The 18,124-nt window shown below is 29.7% G+C and carries 18 protein-coding genes; 9 read left to right on the top strand and 9 right to left on the bottom strand.

The window, feature by feature from the left end; all coding sequences use genetic code 11:
• Positions 1–33 precede the first annotated feature (33 nt).
• On the top strand, positions 34–1,446 hold the full coding sequence (locus BS621_RS03805) for a chorismate-binding protein (protein ID WP_077141868.1): 1,413 nt from the start codon (positions 34–36) through the stop codon (positions 1,444–1,446).
• Here the strand turns inward: BS621_RS03805 and gshB are convergent.
• Both gshB and grxC read right to left on the bottom strand, forming a co-directional pair.
• A complete protein-coding gene (gshB, locus tag BS621_RS03800) occupies positions 1,439–2,362 on the bottom strand; it encodes a glutathione synthase (protein ID WP_077141867.1) in 924 nt (307 codons plus the stop codon). The genes BS621_RS03805 and gshB overlap by 8 nt on opposite strands.
• A gap of 5 nt (positions 2,363–2,367) precedes the next feature.
• Positions 2,368–2,622 (bottom strand): glutaredoxin 3, encoded by a 255-nt coding sequence (gene grxC / locus BS621_RS03795; protein ID WP_025937944.1) that lies wholly within the window; start codon positions 2,620–2,622, stop codon positions 2,368–2,370.
• A 76-nt stretch (positions 2,623–2,698) separates the two neighbouring features.
• Between grxC and prfB the strand changes: the two genes are divergently transcribed.
• The 6 genes from prfB (at position 2,699) to BS621_RS03765 (ending at position 6,322) form a co-directional block, all read left to right on the top strand.
• Positions 2,699–3,818 (top strand): peptide chain release factor 2 gene (prfB, locus tag BS621_RS03790; RefSeq protein WP_156858201.1). Its coding sequence is split into 2 segments (ribosomal slippage): positions 2,699–2,773 and positions 2,775–3,818, totalling 1,119 coding nucleotides; the frame shifts between segments, so codons are not numbered across the junction.
• Between the two features lie 3 nt (positions 3,819–3,821).
• A complete protein-coding gene (locus BS621_RS03785) occupies positions 3,822–4,004 on the top strand; it encodes a DUF3285 domain-containing protein (RefSeq protein ID WP_011817674.1) in 183 nt (60 codons plus the stop codon).
• 6 nt (positions 4,005–4,010) lie between these two features.
• A complete protein-coding gene (ybeY, locus tag BS621_RS03780; RefSeq protein ID WP_077141865.1) occupies positions 4,011–4,550 on the top strand; it encodes an rRNA maturation RNase YbeY in 540 nt (179 codons plus the stop codon).
• A 6-nt stretch (positions 4,551–4,556) separates the two neighbouring features.
• A complete protein-coding gene (locus BS621_RS03775; RefSeq protein WP_025933002.1) occupies positions 4,557–4,967 on the top strand; it encodes a diacylglycerol kinase family protein in 411 nt (136 codons plus the stop codon).
• A gap of 12 nt (positions 4,968–4,979) precedes the next feature.
• On the top strand, positions 4,980–5,576 hold the full coding sequence (locus BS621_RS03770) for an anthranilate synthase component II (RefSeq protein ID WP_077141864.1): 597 nt from the start codon (positions 4,980–4,982) through the stop codon (positions 5,574–5,576).
• A 20-nt stretch (positions 5,577–5,596) separates the two neighbouring features.
• Entirely contained in the window at positions 5,597–6,322 is a 726-nt protein-coding gene (locus BS621_RS03765; protein ID WP_077141863.1) for an MBL fold metallo-hydrolase, read from the top strand.
• On the opposite strand, the gene BS621_RS03760 is transcribed toward BS621_RS03765, so the two are convergent.
• The 4 genes from BS621_RS03760 to mnmE all read right to left on the bottom strand — a co-directional run bounded on the left by BS621_RS03760 (position 6,319) and on the right by mnmE (position 11,601).
• On the bottom strand, positions 6,319–7,428 hold the full coding sequence (locus tag BS621_RS03760; RefSeq protein WP_077141862.1) for a pyridoxal phosphate-dependent aminotransferase: 1,110 nt from the start codon (positions 7,426–7,428) through the stop codon (positions 6,319–6,321). The genes BS621_RS03765 and BS621_RS03760 overlap by 4 nt on opposite strands.
• Complete coding sequence (gene argS / locus BS621_RS03755; protein ID WP_077141861.1) at positions 7,428–9,242, bottom strand: arginine--tRNA ligase; 1,815 nt, start codon at positions 9,240–9,242, stop codon at positions 7,428–7,430. Before argS ends, BS621_RS03760 begins: the two co-directional genes overlap by 1 nt.
• Before the next feature lie 27 nt (positions 9,243–9,269).
• Positions 9,270–10,136, bottom strand: coding sequence for a carboxylating nicotinate-nucleotide diphosphorylase (gene nadC / locus BS621_RS03750; protein ID WP_077141860.1), 867 nt, complete (start codon positions 10,134–10,136; stop codon positions 9,270–9,272).
• 82 nt (positions 10,137–10,218) lie between these two features.
• Positions 10,219–11,601, bottom strand: a complete 1,383-nt coding sequence (gene mnmE, locus BS621_RS03745; RefSeq protein WP_077141859.1) for a tRNA uridine-5-carboxymethylaminomethyl(34) synthesis GTPase MnmE — start codon at positions 11,599–11,601, stop codon at positions 10,219–10,221.
• A 66-nt stretch (positions 11,602–11,667) separates the two neighbouring features.
• Between mnmE and BS621_RS03740 the strand changes: the two genes are divergently transcribed.
• The gene (locus BS621_RS03740) at positions 11,668–12,111 is read left to right on the top strand and encodes a DUF2062 domain-containing protein (protein ID WP_011817683.1); all 444 of its coding nucleotides are present in this window, start codon (positions 11,668–11,670) and stop codon (positions 12,109–12,111) included.
• A gap of 18 nt (positions 12,112–12,129) precedes the next feature.
• On the opposite strand, the gene BS621_RS03735 is transcribed toward BS621_RS03740, so the two are convergent.
• Positions 12,130–14,439 carry a RelA/SpoT family protein gene (locus tag BS621_RS03735; RefSeq protein ID WP_077141858.1) on the bottom strand — a complete coding sequence of 770 codons (2,310 nt, stop codon included), beginning with the start codon at positions 14,437–14,439 and terminating at the stop codon, positions 12,130–12,132.
• Between the two features lie 54 nt (positions 14,440–14,493).
• Here BS621_RS03735 and BS621_RS03730 point away from each other — a divergent pair, with 54 nt between their 5' ends.
• Positions 14,494–16,092, top strand: a complete 1,599-nt coding sequence (locus tag BS621_RS03730; RefSeq protein ID WP_077141857.1) for an ABC transporter ATP-binding protein — start codon at positions 14,494–14,496, stop codon at positions 16,090–16,092.
• Here BS621_RS03730 and BS621_RS03725 read toward each other — a convergent pair.
• Positions 16,085–17,044 carry an RluA family pseudouridine synthase gene (locus BS621_RS03725; RefSeq protein ID WP_077141856.1) on the bottom strand — a complete coding sequence of 320 codons (960 nt, stop codon included), beginning with the start codon at positions 17,042–17,044 and terminating at the stop codon, positions 16,085–16,087. The genes BS621_RS03730 and BS621_RS03725 overlap by 8 nt on opposite strands.
• Positions 17,035–17,907, bottom strand: coding sequence for a ribosome biogenesis GTPase YlqF (gene ylqF, locus BS621_RS03720; protein ID WP_077141855.1), 873 nt, complete (start codon positions 17,905–17,907; stop codon positions 17,035–17,037). Before ylqF ends, BS621_RS03725 begins: the two co-directional genes overlap by 10 nt.
• Positions 17,908–18,124 lie beyond the last annotated feature (217 nt).

Here is an 18,124-nt window from a genome sequence, read left to right as displayed (position 1 = left end):
TATTGCATCATTTTTAGTTATTTTCAATAAGTAATGAAAAATGATTTAAACTTAACAGATTTTTTAAAAGATGTATTTTCCTCTTTCGATAAGAAAGTTGAAAGTTCTGGATTAGTAAGTATTTGTGTTGAGATTCCTTGTATTGATTTATTTCAAGTTTATGAATTGTTAATAAATCAATATCCGTTTTCTTCATTTTGGGAGGAATCTGATGGCATTTCATATATAGCTTTCGAGAAGTGTAAATATGTTACTCTGGATGGCCCAAAAAGATTTGAGGTAGCAAAAGAGTTTAATTCTGAGAATTTTCAAAATTTAATAAACTTAACTAGTGAATCGCATAATTCTGCACTTTCAAAAATAATTTATCTATTTTCTTTCTCTGAAAATTTGAATAATAAGAATTTACCTTCAGATATCCCTAGTTTGGAAGCCATTTTGCCAAAAATATTAATTACTAAAAGTGGCAAGAATTGCTGGTTAAGAATCAATGGTCATGTTGAAGGTAAATCATCATTAAGAACATTAATTGAAGAAATATGGACAATTAGAAATCAAGTTATTAATTCTGGCTCAGAATTAATAAAATCATCTAGCTTAAAAACTAGTTTTGATTCCCCTTTTATTGATGATTTCTCACGCTCATTAGAAACTTCTAAAACAAAGATGAAAAAAGTAGTAAAAAGAGGAATTCAATTAGTAGAGAAAGATATCCTCGAAAAGATAGTTTTAGCAAATAGGATTAAAATAAAACTTAAAAATAAACTAGATTTAGTAGAAATTTTAAAAAGATTTAAAAAGAAGCAACCAAATACATGTATATACGTTTGGAAAAGGAATAGTAAGGATATTTTGTTTGGAGCATCTCCAGAAAAATTATTTTCTTTTTCTAAACCTAATTTAACTTTAGAGGCTCTTGCCGGAACTATCCCTACTAATTCAAATTTTAAGAAACTCCTAAAAAGTACTAAAGACTTAAAGGAACATAATTATGTAATACAACATTTGATTAAATCTTTAGAAGTTTCAAAAATAACAAACTTTAAAAAAAGTGATATAAAGGTAAATTCATATGGAGATATTTCTCATTTGCAAACACTCATTTTCTCTAAAGTTGAAAATATTTGTCCTTTTGAATTGCTTAAAAACTTACATCCATCTCCAGCTGTTTGTGGATACCCAAAAAATGCAGCATTGGATTGGATAAACACTCTTGAGTCTTTTCCTAGAGGAAATTATGCTTCTCCAATGGGTTGGGTTGATTCATCAGGCAATGCTTCATTTCTTTTAGCAATAAGAGGCGCAAGATGTATTGAAGAAAATATTGAATTTACTGCAGGTTCAGGGATAGTTTCTGGCTCCGTTTTAGAGAAAGAAATAGATGAGATTAAATTAAAATTTGAATCTATAGTAAAACAGATATTTTGCGCTAAAAATCCTAGATAATTTCTACTAATTTTTCAATAACTTCCTCTGAAACTTTTTTATTGGATAAATTTTCAATTTCTCTTAAACCTGTTGGACTGGTTACATTAATCTCGCTAAGCATTCCATTTATTACATCAATACCTACAAAAAATAAACCCTCATCTTTGAAGTGTTGAGATAATTCTGAGCAGATACTTTTTTCTTTTTCTGTTAATAATGTGGGTTCAGCCTTGCCTCCCATCGCTAAATTACTCCTAAAATCGCCTCCTTGAGGAATCCTATTTATTGATCCAATTGCTTCTCCGTTTACGATAATTATTCTTTTATCACCCTCTATGACTTCAGGAATAAATTTTTGCATCATAACTGGTAATTCTTCTTGAGAAGTGATTAATTCAATGATTGATTTAATTCCTGGAGAATTTTTATTTATCCTTATAACACCTTGACCACCTTTTCCTCCAAGAGGTTTTATGACTACTTCATTATTTATATTTGCAAAATTAATAAGATCTTTTACCTTACTCGCAACTATTGTCGGTGCCATTAAGTGGCTGTATCTTAAAGCACCTAGCTTTTCATTCCAAGCTCTTAACGATGAGGGTTTGTTAATTACTTTTACTCCTTTTCTTTCGGCAACTTCTAAAAGATGGGTTGCATATAAATAAGCCTCATTCACAGGAGGATCTTTTCTCATCCAAATGCAATTAAATTCGGCGAGAGGTATGCAATCATTCTCTTTGAAAGAAATCCACGGAATTACCTCAACTTTTACCGAAGATGCCCATACTTCATCACCTCTAGCTTCTAGGTCTTGAGGAGTACAACTCCAGATTTCAATATTTTTTTTTGATGATGCTTGCATTAAAGCAGCAGTTGAATCTTTTAGGGGATTTATATTTTTAATTGGATCTATTACGAATAGAAATTTCATAAGATCTAGTTTAATAATGCTTCTAATTTATTTTCATTTTCTAATGCGTAGAGATCATCGCAGCCTCCGATACCCTCATTATCTATAAATATTTGTGGTAATGTTCTTCTACCATCAGCTCTTTCAATCATCAATGCTCTGGCATCTTCGTCGCCATCTATTTTATATTCTGTAAAATTTATATTTTTTTTCTTGAGTAGTGATTTTGCTCGAATACAGAATGGGCAATATTGCCAAGTATAAATTTCAACTTTAGACATTTTTTTAAAATAATACTTAGTTTATACTATTAAACAAAAGTGCTTGTTAGATTATAAATAACATTTAAATTCTATTTTGATAGATATTACAGATTTCAAAAAAGATCTTTCGGAACTAACAGAGCGCCTGGGTAATGCTCAGGATTGTCTTTGACGTTCCAAGATTAAAAGCGAAAAGGAAAGAGTTAGAGCAAATTTCTGCTCAGCCTGAATTTTGGGAAAATCAAGAAGAAGCTAAAAAGCAAATGTTAATCCTTGATGATGTCAAAGCACAACTCGAATTGTTAGAAAAATGGAAAACTTTTATTTCTGATGCTAATGCCTCTCTTGAACTTTATTCTCTAGAACCCGAAGAGGAAATGATTTTAGAATCGCAGCTGGGATTAAAGAAATTAAGAGAGAATTTGGATAAATGGGAATTTGAAAGATTGTTATGTGGTGAATACGATAAGGAAGGAGCAGTAGTTTCTATAAACGCAGGTGCGGGTGGAACAGATGCGCAGGATTGGGTTGAGATATTATTAAGAATGTACTCAAGATGGGCCGATAATAATCAAATGAGCCTTGTCATTAATGAATTATCTCAAGGAGAAGAAGCAGGTATTAAAAGTGTAACGTTTGAAATTGATGGAAAATATGCATATGGCTATCTGCAACATGAAAAAGGAACTCATAGATTAGTAAGAATTTCTCCTTTTAATGCCAATGGCAAAAGACAAACCAGCTTTGCTGGGGTAGAGGTTATGCCAAAATTAGATGATAATATTTCACTTGATATACCTGAAAAAGATTTAGAAATTACAACGAGTAGATCCGGTGGAGCTGGAGGACAAAATGTTAATAAAGTAGAAACAGCTGTGAGAATTGTTCATTTGCCTTCAGGGATTTCAGTAAGATGTACTCAAGAAAGATCTCAATTACAAAATAAAGAAAAAGCTATGTTACTTCTAAAGTCTAAACTATTAGTGATTGCTAAAGAACAACGAGCTGCTGAAGTCGCTGATATTAAAGGTGATATTGTAGAAGCTGCATGGGGCAATCAAATAAGAAATTATGTTTTCCATCCCTATCAAATGGTAAAAGATCTTAGGACTATGCAGGAGACTAATGAGTTAGATAGTGTTTTAGATGGTGGACTTGAACCATTTATTCATGAATTATTACGTATGAATATTTCTAATGAATCTATTGAATAACTAATGGAAAATAAAAACGAAATTTTAGAAAAAAAAGTTTCTCCTCCAAGCTTTATAAAGCTTGCTATGAGAAATATGGTAAGGAAAGGCTCAAAAAGTATTTCTCATTTTTCAATAACCTTTCTAGTTTTAATTGGGATATTAATACTTGTGGCCACAATAGGTAAGCCCAATATTCCAGTTTAAGAATGTATGAAAGAAAAAATTATTTCTGAAATAAATTTAGATTTGGTTTTTCAATGTAATGATTTCTCTCAATTTTCAAATAAGTTAAAAGATACTAAAACTCATCTTATTTTTGAATCTATTTTTTGGGAGAAAGTTTTTTTATCTTGGATAAATACAATATTAAAAAAAGAGGATTATGAATTAACAAATTATATTTTTGAAAAAAAATCTTTTTCATTAGGCTTACAGATAATATCAAATCAAGAAATTGCTTCTTTGAATAAGAAATGGATGCAAAAAAATGGTCCAACTGATGTTCTATCTTTTCCAATTATTTCTGATGAATCTCTAAATAATTTAGATCATATAGAGTTGGGAGATATTTTTATATCATTAGAGATGGCACTTGAGCAATCTTATGAATATAAACATTCAATTTATAGAGAGGTGATCTGGTTGGCTAGTCATGGATTTTTACATCTTTTGGGATGGGAACATAATAATGAACATGATTTAGAAAATATGTTAAATTTCCAAGAATATTTAATTACTCGATTAGATTAAAAATCTATGGAAAAAAAAATAAACTATTTAGAAAATAGAAAAGAATCATACAAAACTTCTAGTAATGTATTTATAAGTTTTAAGTATGCTTTCAGTGGTATTAGTTATGTATTAAAAACTTCAAGAAATTTTAAAATTCAATTAATTTTTGCAGTTACAAGTTTAATAATTGGTTTTTTACTCAAAATTAGTCTAAGTAATTATGTTATTTTGATTGCAACAATAATGTCTGTTTTAATATTAGAAATATTGAATACATCTATTGAATCAATCGTTGATTTAGTAGTGAAAAAAGAATTTAGTATTTTGGCTAAAATTTCAAAAGATACTTCTGCAGGAGCAGTATTATTAGCTTCCATTAATTCTGTTATTATTGCTGTATATATCTTTGTTCCTAAAATAAAGTTGTTATTTTAAATCTATATAAATATGTTTCTTGTTATTGATAATTACGATAGTTTTACTTATAACCTTGTTCAATATTTAGGAGAACTTTCAGTTGAGCATCAAATAACTAAAGAATTAATAGTTAAAAGAAATGATGAAATTACTCTAGAAGAAATTATCGAACTAAATCCTGGTGGAATTCTCTTATCTCCAGGACCTGGTAATCCAGATCAATCTGGAATTTGTCTGCCAATTCTAAAAAAATTATCTAAAAATATTCCGACCTTGGGAGTTTGTTTAGGTCATCAAGCTTTGGCCCAAGCTTTTGGAGGTAAGGTTATAGTTGGGAAAAAACTTATGCATGGTAAGACATCAAAAATATTTCATAATCAAAAAGGATTGTTTAAAGATATCGAGACTCCATTTGTGGCTACTAGATACCATAGTCTTATAGTTGATTCAAGTTCTTTACCATCTTGTTTCGACATAACTGCGACTTTAGAAGACTCAACAATTATGGCTATCTCTCATAAAGAATATAAACATTTACATGGGGTACAGTTCCATCCTGAAAGTGTGTTGACTCAATTTGGTCATAAATTAATTAGTAATTTTCTAAAAATGGCTGAACAAAAGTAAAATAAAAAAAAATTAATATTATGATTTCTCAAATTAAAAACTTTTTATTTTTGATATTAGTTAGCTCTTTTTTACCTACCTCATTATTGGCAAGGAACTTAGGAATAAAAAGTTTGGGACATAGTAGTTTTTTAATTACTAGTGCAGATAAATCTATTCTTATAAATCCCTTTAAAGCAATAGGTTGTGCAAGTAATTTAAAGGAGCCTAAAGAAGTTAACGTAGATTTTATTTTGGCTAGTTCTAGGCTTCCAGATGAAGGATATAACCCTGATGATCAATTAATGTTCGTTGAGCCAGGAATCTATCAATTTGAGGATATTTTATTAAATGGAATTTCTGTACCACATGACAGAGTAGATGGAAGAAGATTTGGGATGGCAACTGTTTGGAGTTGGAAGCAGAATGATCTTAAAATTGTTCATATGGGAGGAGCTGCTGGTGATATTGATATAAACAGTCAAATTATTTTGTCTAGTCCAGATATATTATTTATTTCAATTGGAGGAGGAATAAAATCTTACAATGGTAAAGAAGCCTCAAAAATAGTTAAGCTTCTAAAACCTAATGTAGTTATTCCTGTTCACTTTGATCGCGGCAAAAAAATTAATAAAGAATGTGATTTCTCAAATGCTGATTTATTTGTCGAAAATATGAAAGATTTTAAAGTAAAATATGTTGGAAAAGATTTTCAAATAAAACCTAAAAGAATCGATCAAAATACAATTTATATTTTCAGTAATTAATTTTTTAAATCTAATATCTTGTAATTGTCCCAGAAAAAAATCATTTGTTCTTTAGTTCCAATACTAACCCTTATAGAATTACCGATATCTTTTTTGTTTTCCATACTTCTAATAAGAATACCTTTTTCTCTCATCTGTTGTATTAAAATTTTAGGATCTTTTTTTGGCCAAATTAAAAAATAATTACCTCCACTAAAGTGAGTTCTGATTTTTGTTGATTTAAATTTATTTAAAATCCATTCCCTCGCCTTTTTTACTTCTAAAACATAATTATCAATATATGATTTGTCTTTAAGTGCTGCTAATGCAGCTGTTATAGCAAAGCTGTTTACATCATATGGTCCTGTAACTTTATTAATGTACTGAATTAAACTTTTATTGCCAAAAGTAAAACCTATTCTTAAACCAGCTAGACCTGCAGTTTTTGAAAGAGATTGGATTATTAATATATTTTTATTCTTTTCAAAATCTATCGATTCAAGAAGACTATCTCCATTAAATTTTTCATAAAGTTCATCAACAACTATTAATGAATCATTATTGATATTGGCTAAATTAATTATTTCATGAGAGCTTAGAACAGTTCCTGTTGGATTATTTGGATTGCAAATAAATATTAACTTTGGATTATGCTTAATTATTTTTTCCCTAAATTCTTCGATGGGGAATAGAAAATTTTCTCCAATGTAAGAACAACTTATTTTTTTCATTCCTCGGATTTCTGCACAAGGAGAATAGTAACCAAAAGTTGGATTTGTGGTTAGAAATATCTGATCTTTTTCTCCAAAGCAATTGAAAATTGCATTTATTGCTGCATCTGCTCCATTGAAAATTCCTATTTCATCATTACCAAATTTTCTTGAATCAAGATATTTATCACATAAAAATTTTTTTAAAAAATTATATTCTGGATAAATTGAAATCTCATCTAATTTTATCGCTTGTAATGCCTCTAAAACCTTAGGACTTGGACCTAAAGTATTTTCATTAAAGTCTAAGCGGAGTAAATTTCTTCTATTTTCTAAAGGTGCAGAGTAAGACTGCATATTTATTATTTCTTCTCTTGGTTTTGGGAAAAGATTATTTAATGGATCAAAATCATTCATTACATTCTTTCTAAAGTTTCAATTCCTAAAAGCTCTAAGCTTAATTTTAGTGTTTTTGCAGTTAGGTCACATAAATTAAGCCTAGAGATTTTTATATTTTTTTCTTCTTTGAGGATTGGAACTTGATCATAGAATCTATTAAAAGTCTGACATAGCTCGAACAGATAATTGCATAATCTATTTGGCATTAAGTCTTTTTCAATAGAAATTATGACTTCATCAAACCTAAGTAATTTTCTGATAAGTTTCCACTCAGATTTATGTTCATAATTTACGTACTGAAAATCTTTAGATTCATAAACAAAATCATTTTTTCTTTTAATTCCTAAAATTCTTACAAGTGTATATAACAAATAAGGAGCAGTATTACCATTAAGGGAAAGCATTTTATCAAAACTAAATTGATAATTAGTAATTCTATTTTGACTTAAATCTGCATACTTAACAGCTCCTAATCCAATAATTCTTGAAGTATTTGCTATAAACTCTTCGGTCTCATAACGATCTTCATCTTCTAATCTTTTCAATAAATCTTCTTTTGCTCTTCTAACTGCTTCATTTAATAAATCTTTTAGGCGTATTGTTTCACCTTCTCTTGTCTTTAGTTTTTTGCCATCAATTCCTTGAACTAACCCAAAAGGGACATGGTCTACTTGACAATTTTCTGGTATCCATTTTGCTTTTTTTGCAACTTGAAAAACACCAGCAAAATGATTTGCTTGCCCATGATCAGTTACATAAATAATTCTTGAAGCATCATCGCCATTAGGAGGTTTATTGAATCTGTATCTTATAGCAGCAAGATCTGTGGTGGCATAATTAAAACCTCCATCTTTTTTTTGAATAATTAGCGGTAAAGGTTTGCCTTCTTTATTAGTCATCCCATCTAAAAATACACATTTTGCTCCTTGATCTTCTACTAATATTTTTTCTAAATTCAAATCATCAATAACTGATTTTAAAAAGGGATTATAAAAAGATTCACCTCTTTCTTCTATTTTTATTTTTAAATCTTTATAGATTTCATCAAATTCTTTCCTTGATTGATCACATAATAATTTCCAAGCTTTAATCGATTTAATATCTCCGCTTTGTAACTTAACTACTTCCTCTCTAGATCTTTTTTGGAATTCAGATTCGTTATCAAATCTTTTTTTTGATTCTTTATAAAATTCAACTAAATCACTTATCTTGATCTTTCCTATTTCTTCTAGATCATTTGAATATAAATCTTTGAGCTGAGTAATAAGCATGCCAAATTGTGTTCCCCAATCACCAACATGATTGAGTCTTAATACTTCATAACCTCTTAACTCGAAAATTCTAGATATTGAGTCACCTATTATTGTTGATCTTAAATGCCCTACATGCATTTCTTTAGCAATATTAGGGCTAGAAAAATCTACAATAACTTTATTGGACAAACCATTATCTAAATCTTTTCTAATTAGAGGTATACCAGCCCTATTGCATTGAATATTTGACTTAATTTCATTTATTAGAACCTCATCTTTTAATTTTATATTTATAAATCCAGGTCCAGCTATTTGTAGACTCTTACATAATTTTGCTATGATTTTATTTTTATTTAAAAGGTTAATAAAATCATTAGAAATATCTCTTGGGTTCTTTTTATATATTTTAGATAAACTTAAACAAACATTACATTGATAATCACCAAATTCTTCTTTTGATGATTGTGTAATTAAATTCTTGCTAAGAATTGCGAATTCTCCTTTTTTATCATTTTTTTCAAGACTTTCTAAAAGAGATTGTTCAAATTGTTTTGTTAATTCTTTAAAAATGATTAGCATTAATTATTCAATTATTTATCTATATGATTAATTAATATAACGCATACTCAAATCAATCCAATTACTTTTGGTGATTGAAGAACTTGTTGAAATCAAATCAATACCTTTTATTAGATATTTACTGATTTCTTGAGGGTTAATTCCAGAAACTTCTATTATCAAATTTTTATTGACTTCTTTTTGTAGACTATTAATTGATAACTCTCTTAATTCTTGAACGTTTTTTTTGATTATTTCAGGACTAAGTTCATCTAATAAGACACTATCCGCTCCTGCTAATACTGCTTCTTTTGCCTGGTCGATATTCTCAGCTTCAATTATGATATGAGTTGTAAAAGGCGAATTTAAGCGAATATTTTGTACTGCATTCTTAAGATTATCTGTCCATGCAATATGATTTTCTTTGATCATAGCAGCATCGTATAATCCCATTCTATGATTCACCCCACCTCCGCATTTGAATGCATATTTTTCAAATATTCTTAAGCCAGGAGTCGTTTTCCTAGTATCTGCTAATTTTATATCTGTGCCTTCTAATTTATCTGTAAGATTCTTTGTATATGTTGATATTCCAGATAAATGCATTGCTATATTTAAGCTGATCCTTTCACTAGCGAGTAAACTTTTTGAAGGCCCATATATTTCTAAGAGTTTTTGATCTTTAACAAATTTATCTCCATCAGAGATATTAAATTTTGGACTAATTTTTAAATCAATTTTTCTAAAAATTTCTTTTATAATTTCAACCCCGCAGAATATACCCTCTTCTTTTGCAATCCAATATGCATTACCATTCTCTTCTGTAATAGAGGAACTTGTAAGATCTCCACTACCTATATCTTCATCGATCCAATTATCAATGATTTTACTTATTATAGGAGTATTTAAATCCACTAAACTAATAAATAATTAATTAATAAAAATTAAACTGAAGTTAGAGAATCAACTATATATCACTATGTAATTTAACTCAAATTTATTTACCAATACAAAACTTAGAAAAAATATTATCTAGAAGTTCCTCTGTTAATTCTTGACCAGTTATTTTAGATAAGTTTTGAATTCCATCTCTCAGTTCAATAGATAACAAATCAAATGGCAATTTATTTTCAATTATTTCATCAGTATCATTTAAATTAGATAAGCAAGCAGACAAATTTCTTAGATGTCTTTCGTTTAAAAATATATTGATATTTTCTACTTGTTTTAATCCGCATTTTTTTATAATTGTGTCTATTAATAATCTTTCACCATCATTATTCTTAATACTCATAAAAATTGTGTTTTTTAACTCATTTGAATTAATATTTTTGCAATCAATTAAATCTTTTTTATTACCCAAGATAGTAATTAATTTTTCTTTGGGAATTTCTTGTATTATTTTTTTGTCTTCTTCATTAAATCCTTCTTCAAGACTATAAATATAAATTATAAAATCTGACTCTTTTATTTTCCCAAAACTTTTTTTAATTCCAATACTTTCAATTTGTTCATGAGTTTCTCTTATGCCAGCAGTATCAATTATTTTCATTGGAACATCATTAATTGTTAAATTAACTTCAATAACATCTCTAGTTGTTCCAGGAATATTAGTTACGATTGCTTTCTCTTTTTTTGCAAGCAAATTTAATAAAGAGCTTTTACCAACATTTGTTTTACCTATAAGCGCAATCGATATTCCATTGTGAATATATGAATTTCTTTTTGCATTTTCTATTAGTAATTCTATTTTTTCTTTGACTTTTTTAATGTTTTTTAGATATTTGGTGTAATCAAAATCTGTGAAGTCTTCTTCAAAATCAACTCTCGCTTCTATTTCGCAAAGTTGATTTATAAGGTCATTTTTAATATCATCAATTTTTTTCTTTATTTCTCCTTGAACCCCGCTAAAGGCTAACTCTGCTGATCTGGTATTGCTTGCATTAATTAATTGATTAATCGACTCGGCTTGAGTAAGGTCTATTTTTCCATTAAGAAAAGCTCTTTGACTAAATTCTCCTGGGTTTGCAAGCCTAACTCTAGAATTACTAGATAATAATATCTTTAAAACTTTATTTACTATGATAATTCCGCCATGGCAATGAAGTTCAACTACATCCTCTCCTGTGAAGCTATTTGGGGATTTCATAACTAAAATTAAAACCTCATCTATAAATTTATTTTGTTTATTTTCCTGAATAAAACCACGAAAAACCCTATGTGATTCCCATGCATATTTAGATTTAGTTTGAACAATCTTTTTGCAAGAATTTATTGCGTCTTTCCCTGATACTCTTATTATCGCAACTCCTCCCTTCCCAATACTTATAGCTGAAGCAATTGCGGCTATCGTATCTTCTGTAGTAAATATCGAATCCATCTCTCGCTTTGTTATGGATAATTAAGTAAGATTATCAAGAATTTAATTTTGAAATTTTCTTTCTGAATGAGATTTAAAAGAGATATTACCTATAAGAAAATTCTATCATTATTTAGGAGTCAGAATGGAAGTCCTTTCTTTAATGCTAAAGGTTTAGCTATAGGGGTATTTAGTGGTTGCTTTCCTTTTTTTGGTTTTCAGACTTTAATGGGAGTATTTTTTGCGAAAATAGCTAAGGGAAATATTGTTCTAGCTGCAATTGGTACCTGGATCAGCAACCCTTTTACTTATATTCCACTTTATTATTTTAACTATAAAGTTGGTTCGATTTTTTTAAATAATCCTTCTAATAAAATTCTTGAAAAAAGTTTAGTTATTGATGACTTATGGAAACAAGGTAGAATTTTTTCCCTAAAATTACTCTTAGGTTCATCTTGTGTAGGTATTTTATTAGCTTTGATTTGCGGCAGTATTGTTTTCTTTATCTACAAGATAAAAAGTAAAAGATAGATTGATCTGATTTTAAAATTAACTTTGCCCAACTCTGGCAATATCTAAAACATCTGCCATTGATTTAATTTGTTCAATTGTTTTGTGAAGTTGATTATAACTTTCAAGACCTACACAAAGATTTATAATAGCTGGTTTACCATAAGCAGTTTTAACATTGGCATCACTAACGTTTATACCTTTATCAGATAACCGCATAAGAATATCTTTAAGAACTCCAACTCGATCAATTACTTCTATTCGTAGCTGAATTGGAAACTTATTATCGCCAGTTTTATTATCTTGATTCCAACCGACAGGTAATCTTCTCTCTATTGGAATTGGTATTACATTTTCACAATCTTCCCTATGTATAGTTATCCCATGATTGCCGAGCGACACAGTTCCGATAATATCCTCGCCTGGGAGTGGGGAACAGCATTTACCTATTCTGTAATCAAGACCTTCTATCCCGGAAATTGGTGTTTTTGCTGCTTTATTAGATTGATTAGTGGATAAATTATTATTACTTTTAAGTGATTTTGCTATTTCAGAGTCAGAATCATTTTTAACATCTTCTGTCTGTAATTTTATTTCTTCTCTTAGTCTGTTTAATACTTGATGCAAAGTCAAACCACCAAAACCAAGAGATGCAAGAAGGTCTTCAGTAGTTTTTAAATTGCATCGATTTGCAACTTTTTTCATGGCTTCACTAGAAAGTAATGCTTCAAAACCGTTTCTACCTACTTCTTTTTCAAGTAAATCTCTACCTCTTTTAATCGTTTCATCACGATGGCTTTTCTTATACCATTGGCGAATTCTATTTTTAGCAGTTGGCGTAACTACAAAGTTCAGCCAATCCAAGCTTGGAGTAGCATTATTATTTGTCAAAATTTCTATGAAGTCACCATTTTGAAGTGCTGTAGATAATGGAGAAAGCTTTTCATTAATTCTTATTCCATTACAGTGATTTCCAACTTCAGAATGGATTCTGTAGGCGAAATCTATCGCGGTAGATCCTTTCCTTAAACCAACAACATCTCCTTTTGGAGTGATTACAAATACTTCTTCATCAAATAAATCTTCTTTAATTGAAGCTAAATAATCATTATGATCCCTTTCATTTCCTTCTTGTTGCCATTCTACTAATTGTCTAAGCCAATTAAATCTCTCGGCATTACTTTTAGCAGGAGAACCACCCTCTTTATATTGCCAATGTGCGGCAATACCATATTCAGCAATTTGATGCATCGAAGTAGTTCTAATTTGAACTTCAATAGGTCGATGTCTTCCAATCACAGAAGTGTGTAAGGATTGATATCCATTGGGTTTTGGTAATCCTATATAGTCTTTAAATCTACCTGGAATTGGTTTGAAAGTATCATGAACAACTGCTAAAGCTCTATAACAACTATCTGAATTGTCCACGATAATTCTTAGGGCAGCAACATCATAAATCTCGTGAAAATGCTTTTGTTGTCTTTCCATTTTGCTCCAGATGCCATAAAGATGTTTTGGCCTTCCTGTTATTTCAAAATTTTTCAAACCTGCTGAAATCAAGTTTTCCTTCATAAGATTCAAAGTTACTTTTAATCTTTTTTCTCTATCACTTCTTTTAACGGCGATTTGATCTTTAAGATCTAGATATTCTTTAGGCTCTAGGAATTTAAAAGCTAAATCTTCTAATTCCCATTTAAATCTGTTTATTCCTAGTCGATTAGCTAATGGTGCATAAATCTCTCTTGTTTCTCTCGCTATTCTTAGTTTTTTCTCATCATTTAGCCATTCAATTGTTCTCATGTTATGAAGTCGATCTGCAAGTTTAACTAAGACAACTCTGATATCGCTGGCCATAGCCAAAAACATTTTCCTAAGATTTTCAGCTTGTGCTTCAGTCCTATTGTTAAAGTGAATGCCGCCTAATTTTGTTACACCCTCTACAAGTATTTTTACTTCCAATCCAAAATTTGTTTCTATTTCGGATAAATCAATGCCAGTATCTTCAACTACATCATGCAAAAGGCCTGCAGCAATAACAGACGAACTAGCACCTATTTCTTTAAGGAGATTTGCAACAGCAACCGGGTGGATAATGTATGGCTCGCCGCTCGCACGGAATTGTCCATCATGAGCTTTATAAGCAAGTTTAAAAGCCTTTACTATAAGGTTTTGATTCTCATCATTTTCTTTATTTGATTTTTCAAAATTATGAATATCTTTAAGAAGCCAATCGGGAATTTTTATTTGATAATTCAAAGATTCACTTTCATATTTTTTATTTTCAGGCAAAATAGTTTTGGAAACTTCAATTTCGTTTTTTTCTTTTGAATTTGCAGCTGCCTCGGACATTTTATATTGCTTTAGATATATTTTATTTATGTCTAGAAAAATTTGCTATAAATCATGGAAAAAAATAAAGAAAAAATTATTGTAGTTAAAAATCTTACTGTTAAATATGGTCTAAAACAGCAACCTATTATCAAAAATTTTAATTTGGAAATAGATAGTGGAGATCATTTGGCCATAATAGGACCTTCTGGATGTGGAAAGACCACTTTTGCAAAAACATTAGTAAATATATTGCCTGCAAAGGCCACTTCTAAAGGGTATCTATCGATTTCTAATGAAGATCCTAGGAAAATAAAAAACAAAGATGCACAATTATTTAGAAGAAAGAATTTTGGATTTATTTTTCAAGACTCTATAAAAAAACTTAATCCGCTAATGAGAGTTGGGGATCATTTATATGAATTATTTAAAACACATGATCAAACTAAATCATCTTTAGCCATTAAAAAATTAGTAAGAGAAGTTTTTCAAAAAGTCGGAATTGAAGAAAGTAGACTTGATTCTTTCCCACATCAATTTAGCGGCGGAATGAGACAGAGAGTTTCTATAGCAATGGCACTTGCTTTGAAACCTAAATTATTAATAGCTGATGAACCTACAACAAGCTTAGATACAAAAACAAGTTTTGAAATTATGCAAGAAATAATTCATCTATGTAATGAATTTGATACAACTTTAATTTTAATTAGTCATGATATTAATCTTGCAGCAAAGTGGTGTAAAAAAGTTGCAATAATTGAAAAGGGATCGATTGTTGAAAAAGGGAATATATTAGATATTTTTCAATCACCAAAATCAGATATCGGGAAAAAGTTAGTAAATGCTTCAAAAATAGTATTAGAACCAAATACTAAAAATAATTCTCGAGATGAGGTCATTCTAGAGGTAAATAACCTAAGACATTGGTATAAATTAAATTCTTCAATTTTCATTAATAAATGGAATAAGGCTTTAAATGAAGTTAGTTTCAAGTTATATGAGAATGAGACTCTTGGAATAGTTGGTTCTTCAGGGAGTGGTAAAAGTACATTATGCAGGGCTTTAATTGGACTTCTTAAAGTAAGAGGTGGTGAAATCAAAATTTATGATAAAAATCATGCATCGAAAAAAAATAAATCTTTTAAAAAGAACAATAAAGTGCAAATTATTTTTCAAGATCCTTTTTCAAGTTTGAACCCGAAAATGACAATTAAAAGTATTTTGGAAGATATATTTTTTATTCAAAAAATTTCAGATAAAGGAAAAATCGAAAAAGAAATAAGATTAATGTTAAGAAATTTAAATCTTCCCTTAAATAATGATTTTTTTAATTCTTATCCTAACCAATTATCTGGTGGTCAATTGCAAAGAATTTCATTGGCCAAGGCGCTATTGTTGAATCCAAAAATTTTAATTTGTGATGAGAGCGTAAATATGTTGGATGCTTCAGTAAAAATAGAGATTCTTGAATTACTTAGAGCATTTCAAGAAAAAATGAATTTAACGATTATCTTTATTACCCATGATTTAGGCATTGCTAAAAAATTTTGTGATAGGTTGCTAGTTATGAATCAAGGAAAGATAGTTGATGAAGGAGAAAGTTCTACAATATTCACTAAAACTAAAAACACGTATACAAAATCACTTCTAAATTCCTCTTTAAATCTTATTTAACTTTTAGAATACTTAGTAATTTTTTAAAATCTAATGGTAATTCTGATTCAAATATCATTTCTTTACCATTTATTGGATGTATAAGTCCAAGCTTAACGGCGTGTAAAGCTTGGCCATCTAATTTACATGGTAGTTTTTTACATCTTCCATATAGTGGATCACCCACAATTGGATGATTAATGTGAGCGCAATGAACTCTTATTTGATGGGTTCGCCCCGTATCTAGTTTGAAACTCATTAATGAGTAATTGCCAAACCTTTCTTCTAATTTCCAATAGGTACAGGCATATCTTCCTGAAGTCTCTTCAACTACTTTATATTTCAATCTATTTAATTTATCTCTGCCAATGTGTCCCACTATTTGACCTTCTCCAGAATTAGGTGCCCCATGAATTACTGCAATATATTCGCGTGATGCTATTTTTTCTTTAATTTGTTTCTGGAGATTTACTAATGCCTCTTGGCTTTTTGCAACCACCATACATCCGGAGGTATCTTTATCTAATCTGTGAACAATCCCAGGTCTTAGTTTCCCATTAATTCCAGGTAGATCTTTACAGTGAAAAAGTAATCCATTCACTAAAGTGCCTGATTTATGTCCAGGGGCTGGATGAACTATTAGACCTGATTGTTTATTGATTACTATGATGTGCTCGTCTTCAAAAAGGATATTTAAATCCATTTTTTCAGGTTTCAAATAAATAAGAGGTTCTGGAGGAGGCATCCATATTTGAACATTGTCGCCATTTTTTAATGGGGTCTTTGCTTTAGCAGTCTTGTAATTTACAAGTACTAAACCTGAATTTATAAAATGTTGAATTCTTGCTCTACTTTGTTCTGGTCTTTTACTTACCAACCATCTGTCTAGCCTCATAGGAAGAGGTAGCTCATAAATAATTTCTATAAGCTCACCTTCTCCAATGCCGAAAGAATTTTGATTATTTAATTCCATAGTGGGACTTCTAAAGCAATTTTACCCAGCATTTGATTTCTATAATCTTCTAATAACTTATGAGACATTCTTCTTATATCGCCTGAGGTATGTTTTGAAGCTGCTTCGTTCATCCAAGCAGAAGGACTCTTAAAGCCTTTTGCAATATCAACTCCATATCTATTAGATATTTGTTTAACTGAGATATTCGCATTCTTATCTTTGTTGAGAGTGGATATAATTTTGATAAACCCAATTGCAACACTCTCTATTTCATAAGCAGCTTCACCAATATCGTCACACAGTGCAAGATTAAGTGCTGATTTTTGATCTTCTAAATTTGGAGGTATAACACCAGGAGCATCTAGCAGATCTATACCACTTTCTAATTTTATCCATCTTAAATTACGAGTCACGCCTGCTTTCCTAGCGCTATCTACAACTCTTTTTTTTGCAATTCTATTAATTAATGCTGACTTTCCTACGTTTGGGAAACCAAGTAAAAGGGCTCTAATTGACCTAATTCGCATTCCTCTAGAGAGTCTTCTATCGTCGATTGACGACCTAGAATCTTTGGCTGACTTACAAATTTCTTTAATACCTATTCCTCTTTTGGCATCACACCAAAGAGGATATTGATCTTTAGCATTAAACCATTTATTCCAACTATTGATTGTATGAAGGGAGATCATGTCTGATCTGTTAATAACAAGAATATGTTTTTTATTATTTATCCATTTATTTAAGTGTGGATGTCCTGTCGACAAAGGAATTCTTGCATCTCTAACTTCTATAACTAAATCTACTTTATTGATAACTTCAGATAATTTCTTTTCTGCTTTTGCGATATGGCCTGGGTACCATTGGATTTTGGGTATGTCCACTTCAATAAATCAAATAAAATTTTGTATTCCTTTTAGTTTTTATAAGTTTCAAAAGTATTTACTTCTAAAGTTTAGTATAAATTTTATTAATGAAATATTTTTATAATCGTTAATTCTTAAAATTTATTAAGGCATAGGTAACAGTAACTACTTTTTAACCCAATAAGCCCAAATTAGCGTTAGGGTCTTGAGATTATAAATATAGCTTGTTTAGTTT

The sequence above is a fragment of the Prochlorococcus sp. RS04 genome (assembly GCF_001989455.1).
In the GTDB taxonomy this organism is placed as follows: Bacteria; Cyanobacteriota; Cyanobacteriia; order PCC-6307; family Cyanobiaceae; genus Prochlorococcus_A.
This window is presented reverse-complemented; position numbering and strand designations above follow the sequence as displayed.

Coding starts and splice junctions, on each gene's coding strand:
- BS621_RS03805 (WP_077141868.1), top strand. CDS start 34: ATGAAAAATGATTTAAACTTAACAGATTTTTTAAAAGATGTATTTTCC.
- gshB (WP_077141867.1), bottom strand. CDS start 2,362: ATGAAATTTCTATTCGTAATAGATCCAATTAAAAATATAAATCCCCTA.
- grxC (WP_025937944.1), bottom strand. CDS start 2,622: ATGTCTAAAGTTGAAATTTATACTTGGCAATATTGCCCATTCTGTATT.
- BS621_RS03785 (WP_011817674.1), top strand. CDS start 3,822: ATGGAAAATAAAAACGAAATTTTAGAAAAAAAAGTTTCTCCTCCAAGC.
- ybeY (WP_077141865.1), top strand. CDS start 4,011: ATGAAAGAAAAAATTATTTCTGAAATAAATTTAGATTTGGTTTTTCAA.
- BS621_RS03775 (WP_025933002.1), top strand. CDS start 4,557: ATGGAAAAAAAAATAAACTATTTAGAAAATAGAAAAGAATCATACAAA.
- BS621_RS03770 (WP_077141864.1), top strand. CDS start 4,980: ATGTTTCTTGTTATTGATAATTACGATAGTTTTACTTATAACCTTGTT.
- BS621_RS03765 (WP_077141863.1), top strand. CDS start 5,597: ATGATTTCTCAAATTAAAAACTTTTTATTTTTGATATTAGTTAGCTCT.
- BS621_RS03760 (WP_077141862.1), bottom strand. CDS start 7,428: ATGAATGATTTTGATCCATTAAATAATCTTTTCCCAAAACCAAGAGAA.
- argS (WP_077141861.1), bottom strand. CDS start 9,242: ATGCTAATCATTTTTAAAGAATTAACAAAACAATTTGAACAATCTCTT.
- mnmE (WP_077141859.1), bottom strand. CDS start 11,601: ATGGATTCGATATTTACTACAGAAGATACGATAGCCGCAATTGCTTCA.
- BS621_RS03740 (WP_011817683.1), top strand. CDS start 11,668: ATGAGATTTAAAAGAGATATTACCTATAAGAAAATTCTATCATTATTT.
- BS621_RS03735 (WP_077141858.1), bottom strand. CDS start 14,439: ATGTCCGAGGCAGCTGCAAATTCAAAAGAAAAAAACGAAATTGAAGTT.
- BS621_RS03730 (WP_077141857.1), top strand. CDS start 14,494: ATGGAAAAAAATAAAGAAAAAATTATTGTAGTTAAAAATCTTACTGTT.
- BS621_RS03725 (WP_077141856.1), bottom strand. CDS start 17,044: ATGGAATTAAATAATCAAAATTCTTTCGGCATTGGAGAAGGTGAGCTT.